General features: G+C 66.6%; 11 protein-coding genes and 1 pseudogene. 8 read left to right on the top strand and 4 right to left on the bottom strand.

Annotated features, from left to right (window positions below; translation table 11 throughout):
• The 7 genes and pseudogenes from I6U14_RS09060 to I6U14_RS09030 all read left to right on the top strand — a co-directional run.
• Positions 1-2,747 (top strand): annotated as a pseudogene (locus tag I6U14_RS09060) (2-oxoglutarate dehydrogenase E1 component); the annotation flags it as partial.
• A 120-nt stretch (positions 2,748-2,867) separates the two neighbouring features.
• Positions 2,868-4,208, top strand: coding sequence for a 2-oxoglutarate dehydrogenase complex dihydrolipoyllysine-residue succinyltransferase (gene odhB / locus I6U14_RS09055; RefSeq protein WP_296898631.1), 1,341 nt, complete (start codon positions 2,868-2,870; stop codon positions 4,206-4,208).
• Between the two features lie 140 nt (positions 4,209-4,348).
• Positions 4,349-4,891: a gamma-glutamylcyclotransferase family protein gene (locus tag I6U14_RS09050; protein WP_296898628.1), complete on the top strand. Its 543-nt coding sequence runs from the start codon at positions 4,349-4,351 to the stop codon at positions 4,889-4,891.
• Between the two features lie 5 nt (positions 4,892-4,896).
• Positions 4,897-6,399 (top strand): cardiolipin synthase, encoded by a 1,503-nt coding sequence (cls, locus tag I6U14_RS09045; protein ID WP_296898626.1) that lies wholly within the window; start codon positions 4,897-4,899, stop codon positions 6,397-6,399.
• A gap of 210 nt (positions 6,400-6,609) precedes the next feature.
• Entirely contained in the window at positions 6,610-6,978 is a 369-nt protein-coding gene (locus I6U14_RS09040; protein ID WP_296898624.1) for a DUF2782 domain-containing protein, read from the top strand.
• Between the two features lie 58 nt (positions 6,979-7,036).
• A complete protein-coding gene (locus I6U14_RS09035; RefSeq protein WP_296898622.1) occupies positions 7,037-7,393 on the top strand; it encodes a TRAP transporter small permease subunit in 357 nt (118 codons plus the stop codon).
• A 253-nt stretch (positions 7,394-7,646) separates the two neighbouring features.
• On the top strand, positions 7,647-9,029 hold the full coding sequence (locus I6U14_RS09030; RefSeq protein ID WP_296898620.1) for a TRAP transporter large permease subunit: 1,383 nt from the start codon (positions 7,647-7,649) through the stop codon (positions 9,027-9,029).
• 318 nt (positions 9,030-9,347) lie between these two features.
• Here the strand turns inward: I6U14_RS09030 and I6U14_RS09025 are convergent, their stop codons facing one another.
• The 3 genes from I6U14_RS09025 to ndk form a co-directional block, all read right to left on the bottom strand.
• On the bottom strand, positions 9,348-9,698 hold the full coding sequence (locus I6U14_RS09025; RefSeq protein WP_296898618.1) for a PilZ domain-containing protein: 351 nt from the start codon (positions 9,696-9,698) through the stop codon (positions 9,348-9,350).
• Positions 9,699-9,811: 113 nt separating this feature from the next.
• Positions 9,812-10,801 (bottom strand): DUF2333 family protein, encoded by a 990-nt coding sequence (locus I6U14_RS09020; RefSeq protein ID WP_296898617.1) that lies wholly within the window; start codon positions 10,799-10,801, stop codon positions 9,812-9,814.
• 370 nt (positions 10,802-11,171) lie between these two features.
• Entirely contained in the window at positions 11,172-11,621 is a 450-nt protein-coding gene (gene ndk, locus I6U14_RS09015) for a nucleoside-diphosphate kinase (protein ID WP_296898615.1), read from the bottom strand.
• Positions 11,622-12,125: 504 nt separating this feature from the next.
• Between ndk and I6U14_RS09010 the strand changes: the two genes are divergently transcribed.
• A complete protein-coding gene (locus tag I6U14_RS09010) occupies positions 12,126-13,262 on the top strand; it encodes a glycerate kinase (protein ID WP_296898613.1) in 1,137 nt (378 codons plus the stop codon).
• 21 nt (positions 13,263-13,283) lie between these two features.
• Here I6U14_RS09010 and I6U14_RS09005 read toward each other — a convergent pair whose 3' ends face one another.
• Positions 13,284-13,715: a BLUF domain-containing protein gene (locus I6U14_RS09005; protein WP_296898611.1), complete on the bottom strand. Its 432-nt coding sequence runs from the start codon at positions 13,713-13,715 to the stop codon at positions 13,284-13,286.
• Positions 13,716-13,860 lie beyond the last annotated feature (145 nt).

The raw sequence follows: 13,860 nt of genomic DNA, 5'->3' as shown, positions 1-13,860 counted from the left end.
CTAAAGAGGTCCCCCACGCGCCGGTTCGCGAGACGTTCAGGGGCCTCGCCAGCGAGAGTCGCACACGCGCCCAGCGCGGCTGAGTCGAGCGCCTGGAGCCGGCCGCCGCCGAGCGCCAGGCGGCCGTGCTGCGGCTGATCAATACCTACCGCTACCTCGTCCACCAGATCGCGGACCTCGACCCGCTCAAGCTGCGTCCGACGCCGAAGGTCGCGGACCTCGACCCGGCCTACCACAACCTCGACGACAGCGACTTGGAGCAGGTGTTCCACACCGGCTCCCTGTACGCGCCGGACCGGATGCCGCTCAAAGACATCCTGGCCCTGCTGCAGCGCATTTACTGCGGGTCGGTCGGCTCCGAGTACATGCACATCACCACCACCCAGGAGAAGCGCTGGATACAGAAGCGCCTGGAGGGCTACCAGGCCCGGCCTGAGCTGGAGCCGGCGGACCGACGCTGGCTCTTGACCCTGCTCACCGCCGCTGAGGGCCTGGAGAAGTATCTGCACACCAAGTACGTCGGCCAGAAGCGCTTCTCGCTGGAGGGGGGCGAGGCGCTGATCCCGATGCTGGACGAGCTGATCCAGCGTGCCGGGCGCAAGGGCTGCCGCGAGCTGGTCATCGGCATGGCCCACCGCGGGCGGCTAAATGTGCTGGTGAACATCCTCGGCAAGCCGCCGCAGGAGATCTTCGCCGAGTTCGAGGGCAAGGTGCCGCTCAACCCGCGCCAGCTCGCAGGCGACGTCAAATACCACATGGGCTTTGCGAGCGACGTCGAGACTCCCGGCGGCATCGTCCATCTGGCGCTCGGCTTCAATCCGTCGCACCTGGAAATCATCGATCCGGTCATCGAGGGCTCGGTGCGCGCCCGCCAGCGCCGCCGCGGCGACCGCACCGGCGAGCAGGTGCTGCCGGTGCTGATTCACGGCGATGCCGCCTTCGCCGGCCAGGGCGTGGTGGCAGAGACCCTGCAGCTCAGCCAGACGCGCAGCTACGGCACCGGCGGCACGGTGCACATCGTCATCAACAATCAGATCGGCTTCACGACCAGTAATCCGCTGGACACCCGCAGTACGCTGTACTGCACCGACGTGGCCAAGATGGTGCAGGCGCCGGTGTTCCATGTGAACGGCGACGATCCGGAGGCGGTCATCTTCGTCACCCGCATGGCGCTCGACTATCGCAACCAGTTCCGCAAGGACGTGGTCATCGACCTGGTGTGCTACCGCCGCCTCGGCCACAACGAGGCGGACGAACCGGCGGTGACGCAGCCTATGATGTACAAGAAGATCCGCGAGCGGCCCACGGCACGCGCCATCTATGCCGACCGGCTCATTGATGACGGCGAGCTCACCCGCGATGACGCCGTGAATATGATCGAAGAGTACCGCGGCGCCATCGAGCACGGCGTCGTCGTGGCCCGCCCGGTCCTCTGCGGGCTGGAGAAGAGCTACCGCGCGGACTGGCACGGTTACCACGGTGACGACTGGCGCGCACCTGCGGACACCACCGTCCCGCGCGAGCACCTGGCAGACCTCGCCGAGCGCATGCTGCGGGTACCGGAGGATTTCCAGCTGCACCCGCGTGTCGCCAAGATCTGGGCGGAGCGGCGCAAGATGGCCCAGGGGGACCAACTGGGCAACTGGGGCTTTGCCGAGAACCTGGCCTACGCGACCCTGTTGGATGCGGGCTATCCTGTGCGCCTGTCCGGCCAGGATGCCGCCCGCGGCACCTTCTTCCATCGCCACGCCAAGGTCCACTGCCAGGACACCGGCCGCGAGTACACGCCGCTTCAGCACCTGCGCGGCGATGCGGAAGCCCCGCAAGGCGACTTCGTCGCCATCGATTCCATCCTGTCGGAGGCGGCGGTGCTGGGCTACGAGTACGGCTTCGCCACCGCCGAGCCCAATGCGCTCACCATCTGGGAGGCGCAGTTCGGCGACTTCGCCAACGGCGCGCAGGTGGTCATCGACCAGTTCATCACCTCCGCCGGCACCAAGTGGGGCCTGGACTGCGGGCTCACGATGCTGCTGCCCCACGGCCTGGAAGGCCAGGGCGCAGAGCATTCCTCTGCGCGGCTGGAGCGCTTCCTGCAGCTTTGCGCCGAGCACAACATCCAGGTCTGCGTGCCCACCACACCGGCGCAGATGTTCCACCTTTTGCGCCGGCAGATGCTGCGGGACTTCCGCCGCCCGCTGGTGGTAATGACGCCGAAAAGCCTGCTGCGTCACAGACTTGCGGTGTCGTCGCTGGAGGAGCTCGCGGACGGCCACTTCCAGGTGCTCATCCCAGACACCGACCCCATCGACCCTGCCGATGTCGAGCGCTTGGTGTTCTGCGCAGGCAAGGTCTACTACGACCTCATCGAGGCGCGCCATGCCCGCGGCCTCACCAATGTCGCCATTATCCGCATCGAGCAGCTCTACCCTTTCCCGAAGGATGCCTTCCTCGAAGCCATTGACCGTTATCAGGACACGCAAGAGATCATCTGGTGCCAGGAGGAGCCGCAGAACCAAGGCGCCTGGGACCAGATCAAGCACCGCTTCCATCACCTCATCGAGCAGGGCAAGCAGCCGTACTACGTCGGCCGGGCAGCCTCGGCGGCACCCGCGGTGGGCCATCGCTCGGTGCATGTGGCCCAGCAGGAACAACTGGTGGACGAGGCCCTCACCGGGCGTATCAACCCCAAGATGAACCGCCGTATCCCACCGCAGCAGTCTATCGACGAGTCGGCGGCGGAAGATTGATGCATCGGCGGTCACCGCCAATAGGTTGGCCCTGAGCGAAAGCCAAAGCTCGAGAACAGACTCACGCCAACCCGATCGAGCCCGAACTCCACCCACCGAATCCCAAGGGAACTCCAAGCAATGAGCACCGAAGTGCGCGTCCCCGCGTTACCCGAGTCCGTCGCCGATGCGACGGTGCTGACCTGGTACAAGCAGCCCGGCGATACCGTGAAGCAGGACGAGAACCTGGTGGACCTCGAGACCGACAAGGTGGTGTTGGAGGTCCCGGCACCGGCAGCGGGCCGGCTGGCCGAGCACAAGGTCAAAGAAGGCGATGTGGTGGAGGCCGATGCGTTGCTCGCCGTCATCGAGGCCGGCGCCGCGGCGGGCGCGACCAGCGACCAGGCGGCAGCAGCCGCCGAGCCGGACGCTGCGGCAGACACATCTGCGCAGCCAACCCCGTCACCCGCGGCAACAACGGCAGAGCCGGCATCAGCTGCCGAAACCCAGGCGGACAAGTCGTCCCCACAGCTCGCCCCGGCCGCCCGTCGGCTGGTCAAGGAGCTTGGCCTGGACCCCAGCGACATCCCAGGCAGCGGCCGGGACGGGCGCATCCACAAATCGGACGTCATCGCGTGGCTGGACCAGCAGGAGGCCGCCGCGCCGGAGCGAGACCTGGAAGCCGGCCGGCCCATCCCGTCATCCGCTCCGGAAGCCGTGGACGACAGCACGCAGCCCCTAGAGCTGGACCCTTCCCTGCCCGGCCTCTCCGGCGACGCCGGCCGCCCGGAGCAACGGGTGCCCATGACACGGCTGCGGGCACGCATTGCCGAGCGCCTAGTGGACGCACAGCAGAACAGCGCGATGCTGACCACCTTCAACGAGGTGGACATGAGCGCCGTCATGGCCCTTCGCGGTCAGTACAAAGAACGCTTCGAGGCCACCCACGGCGTGCGCCTGGGCTTCATGTCCTTCTTCGTCAAGGCGAGCGTCGAGGCCCTACAGCGCTTTCCGGTGGTGAACGCCTCTGTGGATGAGGGCGACATCATCTATCACGGCTACTACGACATCGGCATCGCCGTCAGCTCACCGCGCGGGCTCGTGGTGCCCATTTTGCGCAACTGCGACCAGCTTTCCATGGCCGACATCGAGCGCGGCATCGGCGACTTCGGCACCAAGGCCAAAGACGGCACGCTCAGCTTCGAGGAGCTCACAGGCGGCACCTTCTCCATCACCAATGGCGGCGTCTTCGGCTCCCTCCTGTCCACGCCCATCCTGAACCCGCCGCAGAGCGCCATCCTCGGCATGCACAAGATCCAGGAGCGCCCGATCGCCGCGAACGGCCAGGTGGTCATCCGGCCCATGATGTACCTCGCCTTGAGCTACGACCACCGCATCATCGACGGCCGGGAGGCGGTGCAGTTTCTGGTCGCCATCAAAGACACGCTGGAGGACCCGGCGCGGTTGTTGCTGCGGATTTGATGGCGCGCAGGCACAGCAGCTTCGACAGGGACCGCTTCCGCGATGAGTCTCATGGCCCCGCGCTACAGGGTTGATACCGCTGTCCCGGTGCACCTCGTGACCAGTGACCCAGAGGATCTCTACACGCTTGTTCGGCCACCGTGAGCGCCAAACCCCTCCACTACTTCGCCTACGGCTCCAACCTGCTCACGTCGCGGCTCAAGGCACGCACGCCCTCGGCGCGGCCCGTCGGTATTGCGACCCTGCCCGGCTGGCAGCTGCGCTTTCACAAGGTGGGCAGCGACGGCTCCGGCAAGGGCGACATCGTCCCGGCGGCGGATGCTGTCGTGACCGGTGTGATCTATCGGCTGCGTGCGCGGGAGCTCTGGCGGCTGGACCTCGCCGAGGGTGCCGGTTACCGGCGCCGGCGTATCGCCGTGTGCATCGGGGAGCGCTGGCACCGGTGCGAAACCTATGTCGCGACGCACACCGACCCGGAGCTGCTGCCGTACGACTGGTACCGCGCGCTCATCCTCGCGGGCCTGTTGGAGCATGACGTTCGGGGTCCCATGCTGGATCAGGTGCTTGGGACGCCGTCGCTTCCCGATCCACGGCGCTTCAGGTCTGCTCGACTCCGGGCTTTGCGGGCGCTGCAGCGGTTCAGCAGCCAATACCCAACGCTCGCCGAAACCCTGCTGGACTGACCTGGATGGATCATTCCGGACTCATCGCCGCGCTGCTGGTTCTGGCGCACTTTCTCGTACAGCTGTCATTGTTGGCCCGAGTACTGCTGCGCCCGCACCGCGAGCCCGCCTCACGCATCGCGTGGGTGGTGGTGGTCATTGCGGTGCCTGTGATCGGCATCATCGCCTATGTGCTGTTCGGCGAGGTCAGCATCGGCCACCGCCGCGCCGAGCGGCTGCGCCACGCGCAGGCGCAGCTACCGGCGCTGCGGTTAGACCCCGACACAGCCCCGACGCCGCTGCGGCCCGTGATTCCGGAAAGGCACCGGCATCTTTTCCGCATCGGGGAGTCCATCAGCGGCTTCACGCCCATCGGCGGGAACCATGCCACCCTCATGGCGGACTCCAACGCGACCATCGATGCGCTGGTGGCGGACATCGACGCGGCCCAGGACCATGTCCACGTGCTGTTCTACATCTGGCTGCCGGATAACAACGGCATCCGCGTGGCGGAGGCGCTGATCCAGGCCGCCGAGCGCGGCGTCACCTGCCGGGCGATGGCCGACGATCTGGGCTCGCGGGCCATGATCCGCTCCATGCACTGGCAGCGCATGGCCGCCGCCGGCGTGCATCTGGCCCGGGCGCTGCCCATCGGCAATCCGCTGGTCCGCGCCCTTACCGGGCGCATCGATCTGCGCAATCACCGCAAGATCGTCGTCATCGACGACTGGATCACCTATTGCGGCAGCCAGAACTGCGCTGACCCGGAGTTCCGGATCAAGGCCAGATTCGCGCCCTGGGTGGACGCCATGATGCGCTTCGAGGGGCCCATCGCCCGGCAGAACCAGCATCTGTTCGCCGGCGACTGGCTGCCGCACGTGGACGATGGCATCGACGCCTTGCTACGCCGCCCGCTCACTCCGCCGAACCCGCCTCCACGCGACCGTATAGAGCCGCGCCCGGGCGCAACGCCACGCCCCGGCCTGCCAGCGCAGGTGGTCGGGACTGGCCCCACGGTGCGCTGGTCGGCCATGCCGCAGATGTTCGAAGAGCTCATCTACAGCGCCCGCCGCGAGCTCGTCATCACGACGCCCTACTATGTGCCGAACGAGTCCATGCAAGCGGCGCTGTGCGCGAGCGCCCGCCGCGGCGTGGCCACGACCGTCGTCTTCCCGGCTCGTAACGACAGCTGGGTGGTGGCCGCCGCCAGCCGCAGCTACTACGCGGAGCTCCTCGAGGCGGGCGTGACCATTTTTGAGTACCCGGACGGTCTGCTGCACACCAAGTCTCTGACGCTGGACGGCGAGGTGACCCTGATCGGCTCCGCCAACATGGACCGTCGAAGCTTCGAGCTGAACTACGAGAACAACATCCTGTTCTACGACCCGCGGCTCACCGCGGTTATGCGGGAGCGCCAGGGCAGTTACATCAGCGCATCCCGAACGGTGACCTCCGACGAGGTGGCGGCCTGGAGCCGGCGGCGACGGCTATGGAACAACGTCGTGGCCATGCTTGGACCGGTGCTCTAAACCGAGCCGCAGGGATACGCCCCGGGCATCGGGAACGCGCACCAAAGCACGTGGGCACGTCCGGCCTGCGCACGTCAGCGCCGGGTCCGCGGCGTCGCGGTCGTTTGGCCATGGTGCACCCGGCCGCTGCGTCTGGCCCCTCGATACGCGCCCCACGGGCGCCGCATCCGTAATACACTAACGAGACTCGCAAGCTGCATCCGGACCGCTATGCCTGCCTTCCCGCTTTTGGCGCCCGCCAGCCTCTTGCTGACACTTCTCATCGGCACCCTCGGGCTCGGCCTGTGCGCCAGTGCCGCAGCACAGCCCGACGACGAGAGCCCGTTTCTGTCTGCCCCGGCGGTGCCGGTACCGCCGACACAAACGAGCCGCGTGGAGCCCGAGGTGACCATCATCGAGACCGATGAGGAGGTCATCTATGAGTACCGGGTGAAGGGCCAGGTGTACATGGTCAAGATCGAGCCCGTTGTCGGCCCGCCCTACTACCTGCTGGACACCGACGGCGACGGCACGCTGGACGTGCAGGAGGACCGGCCGCCGAATCTCGCGTTGCCACAGTGGCTGCTGTTCAGCTGGTGATGGTGGTCATCCGTCGCGGGCCGCACATGCACGCAACGGTAGGAGCTGAAAGCACGGCATGGCGCACGAGCCGTTGGCAGAAGGCGGACTGAAGGCGCGGTTGCTGGACCTTGCGGCCGGGCTCGATCTGGTCAACACCTGGGTCGGCCGCGTCGTCGCGTGGCTGGCTCTGGCCATGGTGCTGGTGACATTCCTGGTGGTGGTGCTGCGCTACGGCTTCGATGCAGGCTCCATCGCCCTGCAGGAGTCCGTCACCTACATGCACGCCATGCTGTTCATGCTGGGTGCCGCTTATACGCTGCAGCTGAACGGGCATGTACGCGTGGACATCTTCTACCAGCGCTTTGGTCCCCGCGGGCGCGCCTGGGTGGACCTGCTCTGTCGCCTGTTCCGGCGCGTCCCCGGTGGTCGCTAGTTCCGTGCGTGGTCAGGGGGCGACGTGACGGGTTCCGGGGCTGTCAATGAGGGGGCGCGGGGGGCGGGCGGTCTGCCTTGTGTGTACTGGCGTAAAACGCTGCGGGTGGCCATGCCGCGGTTGTTGCTGCTCCAGGGTGTGGCCTGGCTATTGCGCAGTGGGCTCTTGCTGGCGGGCATGGATACGGCAGTACCGCCCGCAGCGCCGAGCCGGCGGCCGGCAGCGGCCGGGGACGGCACTGGAGTGCGCCCCGATGGCTGAGCTGATGCCGCTCTTGCTGTTTCTCGCCGTCGGCGCGGTACTGCTGCTCGGCTACCCGGTGGCGCTCTCGCTGGGCGGCACGGCGCTGGTGTTCGCGTACATCGGTGAGTGGCTCGAGCTGTTCGATCACGCCTTCATCGAAGCGCTGCCGAACCGGATCTACGGCGTCATGACCAACGAGACGCTCATCGCCGTGCCGCTGTTCGTGTTCATGGGCGTGATGCTGGAGCGCTCCAAGGTCGCCGAGAACCTGCTCGACACCATGGCGCTGCTGTTCGGTCCTATGCGCGGCGGGTTGGGTATCTCGGTGACCGTCGTAGGCATGCTGCTGGCCGCGAGCACCGGCATCGTCGGCGCCACCGTGGTCACCATGGGGCTTTTGTCCCTGCCCACCATGCTGCGCCGCAACTACGCCCCGAGCGTGGCCGCCGGCACTATCTGCGCCTCCGGCACCCTCGGGCAGATTATCCCGCCCTCCATCGTGCTGGTGCTGCTCGGGGACGTACTCTCGGCGGCCTATCAACAGGCGCAGCTCGACATGGGCATCTTCTCTCCAGACACGGTCTCCGTGGGCGACCTCTTCATTGGCGCCATCATCCCGGGGCTGCTGCTGGTTGGGGCCTACATCGGTTACATGGTGGGTGTGGCGGTGTTTCGCCCCGACGCCGTGCCGGCCATCCCCGCCGCCGAGCGTCCGGAGCACGACTGGCGCTTCTGGGTGCGGGTGCTCAAGGTGCTGCTGCCCCCGTTCGGGCTCATCGTGGCCGTGCTGGGCTCCATCCTCTACGGCATCGCCACGCCGACAGAGGCCGCCTCGGTGGGCGCCGTCGGCGCCCTACTGCTGGCGGCCTTCCAGCGCCAGCTCGGCCTGCGCACCCTAATCGAGGTCGTCCGCCAGACCACGGTGGTCACCAGCATGGTGTTCCTGATCTTCATCGGCGCAGCCATCTTCTCGCTGGTGTTCCGCGGCTTCGGCGGCGACGAAGTGGTGACGGACTTTCTCACCGGCCTGCCGGGCGGTGTCGTCGGCGCCGTGGCACTGGTGATGCTGGTGATGTTCCTGCTCGGGTTCATCCTCGATTTCATCGAGATCACGTTCGTCGTCGTCCCGATTGTCGGCCCGGTGCTGTTGGCCATGGGCCTGGACCCGGTCTGGCTCGGTGTGATGATCGCCATCAATCTGCAGACCTCCTTCCTGACGCCGCCCTTCGGCTTCTCGCTGTTCTATTTGCGCGGCGTGGCGCCGCCGGAGGTCACCACGCCGCAGATCTACCGCGGCGTGCTGCCCTTCATCGTGCTGCAGCTGCTGATGCTCGGAGCACTGGCGTTGTTCCCGGGCCTCGCCACCTGGCTGCCGGACGCCATCTACTCCTAGCCCCAGACAGGGCCTCCGTCGGGACTGGGCTGTCTCAGGACACAAGCAAGATGCCCAGCCCTTATGGACCTCCTGCCGACAGCTCCGGCCTCCCGTCGTGACAAGCAACGTGCGGTCGGATCCAGGTGAGTCACCCAGCAGCAGAGCTTCGTGCCGGTGCCGGCCGGGTGTGGTCGACTGGGGTCGGTGGCGGTCGAAGTGCCGCACACAAAGGAGCAGACGGACGAGCGTGCCAAGGTGGCGGAGGGCGGAGATGGGGGACGCGGATGGCAGCGCCGCTCCTCTCAGCTGAGCATGGTACGGCTCACGGGAAAGGCGTCAGGGACGGCAGTCGGCGTCGGTGCCGGTGGTGACGACGATGGGAGGGCGCATGTCCGCGGCCTGCATCAGGCCTCGAAACAACTCGGCCTGCGGCTCGCGGAACATGACGCCGATACCTGTGTTGTCGCCGTGCATGACGACGGCGGGGATCAGCCAGTCGCGCCCGAGGCTGGAGAGCTCGAGCTCAATGGGCGTGCCGGTAGGCAGCGTCAGCGATTGCACCGACAGAAACATGCCACCGATGGACACGTCCCGAGCTACTGCCCCGAGAAAGGGTCTGCGGCCGTAACGGATGTAGACGGGCAGATCGATACGGTGTCGGGCCCCGTAACGGCGTTCGTCGTTCATGACAGGTGGTCCTCGCTTGGATTTGCTGTTGTCCCGACATCTTAGGATATGTTCTTGACAACGGAATTCAGCTTTTGTGACCAAATTATTTCTGCGCAATGGGTCGCCCCCCGTCAGCGGGCGACCTCGCCACCGGGCAGCGAGCGAGCCGCATCGAGGATCGGGTCGAAAGCCGTTGACATTATGGCCGCGATGTTGCGGGCGTGATTCACGAGCCAGAGGCTGTCGTCCTCACCGTTCAGTACGACGGGTGGGTACAGCTGTGATACGCGATAGAGCTCTTTGACGGCCTCGTCGAGGGCGGCCAGCGCATCCTGCTCGAAGTCCGTCCCGTAAGCGGAGCGAATGACCGCGAGCGTGTCCGCGGACACCGCCGCAGCGCAGATGGCCGAGTAGACGCGTTGGCGGCGCTCCTTGGGCGACACCTTCTCGGCGTCATTCAGGCGCGAGTAGATCTTGTCCATCGCCCCGTTCTGGCCACCGACCTCCGTGAGCAACGCCGCCAGGTCGTCCAGTCGTACGTTGCTGACAGCGTCACCGGCGCGCAAGTCGCTGACGTAAGCATCGAAGTCCTCGAAGCCGAGCGCGTACTCGTGCTCCGAGTCTGCGCCGCCGAGCCAGGAAATGCCCCAGCGCCGCGGGTCGTAGTTGAACTTCTTGGCCGCATTCGTCAGCCGGGGGTCGTCTTGGGACGAGCCGCCGATGCGTGCAGTGCGATCGGCGAAGACCTCGAAAATCTCAGTGGTCATGTACCAGATGCCACCGGGCTCACCCTTGATGCCGGCCGCACAGGCGGCGTTGCGGTCGAAGAAGATCACCAGATCATTCGGCACCCAGTTGCCCTGATCGTTCAGCCGGCGCCGGAACTGGTAGGTGATGGCCTCGGCCAGCAGAGCGCCCTTCTCGGACCGATCAAGCTTGGCATTGGCCGGATCCTGAAACTCCTTGTTGATCTCTGGGGTATCCCAGATCCAGAACAGGATGCCGATCCAGAGCGCCGCGAGCAGAACGGGTATGCCGATGATCAAGCCCGACCACAGCACCGTCTGCTTGGTGAGCCATGCAACGGCACGCTTGATCGGGCCCGTGTGCGCTTGTGTCATGTCGTGACCTCCGGTCAAGTTCTGTGGAGATGGAGCGTATCCCGCAAGAACGAGAAAGCTGACCACAACCGTCTATGAGGTCCATTAACGGTGCTCAGAGCGGCGCGATCGCGAGACACAGCATGACACAGTTCAGAAGCAGCTTGTCCGCGCTTGACGCTCTGGTCCATCGGCTCGATACCGGCGCCTAGCCAAGACGCCCTGGCCAATTTCGTATACCGTCCCCTTATTTTATAGTGGAGAGGAGCGAGTTTCGAGGGGCGAGGTTCGAGGAAGACCAGACAGATCAGCAGGTTCTTCGCGCGACAAACCGAAAACCGGCGTGGGATGGGTATATGTCGGGCGCGGTGGCATCGCCGCGCCGAGGGTATTACTCGAAGATCCAGGCATCGGTGGCACGATCCCAGGAGACCAGCTCTGCCGGCTTGAACCAGAGCGAGACCTCACGAGCCCCGTTCTCCGGTGAGTCCGAGCCGTGGGCGAGGTTGCGACCCACGTCCATGCCATAGTCATGGCGAATGCTGCCCGGGGCGGCCTCCGACGGCTTGGTGGCACCGAGGGTCTGGCGTACGGCTCCGACGGCGTTCTTGCCCTCCCAGGCCATGGCCAGCACCGGCGCGCTGGTGATGTAGTCGATGAGGCCCGGGTAGAAGGGCTTGTCTTTGAGCTCGGCGTAGTGCTCGGCGGCAAGCTCCGGCGACACCTGCATGAACTTGGCACCAACGAGCTTCAGGCCGCGGCGCTCCAGGCGGGCGACGATCTCGCCGACGAGGCCGCGCTGGACGCCGTCGGGCTTCACCATCACGAAGGTCTGTTCCATGGGTTGCTCCTAATCAGGGATGGGCCTGTCGGGTGGACAGGCATGGAAGGCATGGGTCGCGGCGCGCCAAGTGTGCGCAAACCATTGACGCGAGCTGTCTGCGCAAACGACCGCGGGCGGCGCGGATGATAGCCGCCCTGGCGGCGGCTGTCGCGGGCAGCAATGCGGGGGCTCGGCCGGTCCGCTGGGCATGGTCGGCCGGAGAACCCTCCCGCTTGCCGAGCTCCAGCATAAGCTGACCGGATCATGTGCATCCAGAGCTGCGCCCGTCCTGGACACATCGATCTGCCAAGTCACAACGGCTACCCGGCGCTCAGGTTTCACGCAATGGCGCAACGACCGCAAAATTGGCAAGGCGAGCGCACCTCGGCAAACCCGACGCAGTGAGACCGCAGCAAGGTCCATCGCCGCCCCGGCTATACTTCGCGCGATCTCGATCTGATCCTGCAATGGGCAGTCGCCATGCAAGCGAAAGCGCCTGTGCACAGCCGCCTTTCTTGTCCGATGCCCAAGATCATCCTTGCCCCCAACGCCCTGAAGGGCAGCTGCACCGCGACGGCGGCAGCGGCGGCCATGACTCGCGGCATCGCCCGCGCTCTGCCGGATGCGGAGTGTGTGGAGCTGCCGGTGGCCGACGGCGGCGACGGTCTCGCCGAGGTGCTGACTGCCGCTCTGGACGGCGAGCACCGCAGGGTTCAGGTCACCGGCCCGCGCTTCGCACCGGTGGATGCCACCCTTGTCTGGAGCCCAAGCCGCCGGACGGCGGTCGTAGAGATGGCGCTCGCCAGCGGCCTCGCCCTGCTGGCCGAGCGCGAGCGCGATGCAACCGCCACCGCAACCCTAGGCACCGGCGAGCTGATGCGCGCGGCCCTGGATCTAGGCGCCGAGCACATCATCGTGGGCTTGGGCGGCAGCGCCACCAACGACGGTGGCATCGGCATGGCCCAGGCGCTCGGCTGGCGCTTTCTGGATACCGCAGGCCAACCGGTGAAGCCCGTCGGCGGCAGACTCGCGGACGTCGCCCGCAGCGACGGTACGGCAGGAGGTCCGCGCCTGGCGGCGGGGCGGGTCGAGGCCGTCGGCGACGTGGACAACCCGCGCACAGGGCCCCGTGGCGCCGCCGCCGTCTACGGCCCGCAGAAGGGCGCAAGCCCGGCGCAGGTAGCCGCCCTCGACGCCGGTCTCGACCACCTCGCAGCCCTGATCGAGCGCGACCTTGGGCGCAAGATCGCCGACCTGGCCGGCGCCGGCGCCGCCGGCGGCCTCGGTGCCGGACTTGTCGCCTTCGCCGAGGCTGCCCTCCGACCCGGCGCCGAGCTGGTGCTGGACGTGCTGGAGCTTGAACGGCACTTGGACGGCGCCGACCTGGTGCTCACCGCTGAGGGGCGTATCGATGCCCAAACCGCCCATGGCAAGGCCCCTGCGGCTGTCGCAGCCCGCGCCAAGGCCCATGGCATTCCCTGCATCGCCCTTGCCGGCAGCATCGGTGAGGGTGTCGGCGTACTGCATGCACTCGGCATCGCTGCCGCGTTCAGCCTTTGCCGCGGTCCAATGACCCTGGAGGAGGCTGAGCGAGACGCCGCACAGCTGCTGGCCGACGCTGTTGAGCAGGTCGTGCGCGCGTTTTTCGTCCGACGCTGAGCTGCCGGCACACCCAGGTTGCTACAACTCCCGGGCGGGATCGAGCCCACGCTCACGCACAGTGCGCAATATCGCCTTGGCGCGGCCCATGGCTTCCAACATCGGGCGCAGCCCCTGCCCGGAGCCGTCTGCGGTGGGAAACTCGAGCCATTCGCTCTCGGGCATGGCCTGAAACCCCATACTCCAATCCGGACACTGCCGCTCCGCAACATGGTCCTCGTAGACGAGGGCCACATCCCGGTGGCGTTTGTCCTGGCAGATCAGCTCGTAGAGCGCGCGCACCGCCGCCTCATCGCCCTCCAGCAGCTGGATGAATTGGTCGCCGCTGTAGAGCAGCAGGCCGGTGATGCCAAGCGCCTCGTTCTTGCGGCGCGACACGGTAAGCAGGTCCACCAGGTCCTCGCGCCGCATGTCGCCGTTGGCAGTGCTCAGGTAGCAGAGTTGGAAGATCATCGTGGGTTCTAGGCTGATGTTCGGTGTCAGGTGATCGGACACACCGACCAGGCGAAGTTATAGCGGAGAGTCGCGAGTTTCGAGGGGCGAGGTTCGAGGAAGAGAAAAGGCATCAGCAGGTTGTTCGCGCGACAAACCGAAAACC

The organism is Thiohalocapsa sp. (assembly GCF_019695415.1).
Taxonomy (GTDB): Bacteria; Pseudomonadota; Gammaproteobacteria; order Chromatiales; family Chromatiaceae; genus Thiohalocapsa.
This window is presented reverse-complemented; position numbering and strand designations above follow the sequence as displayed.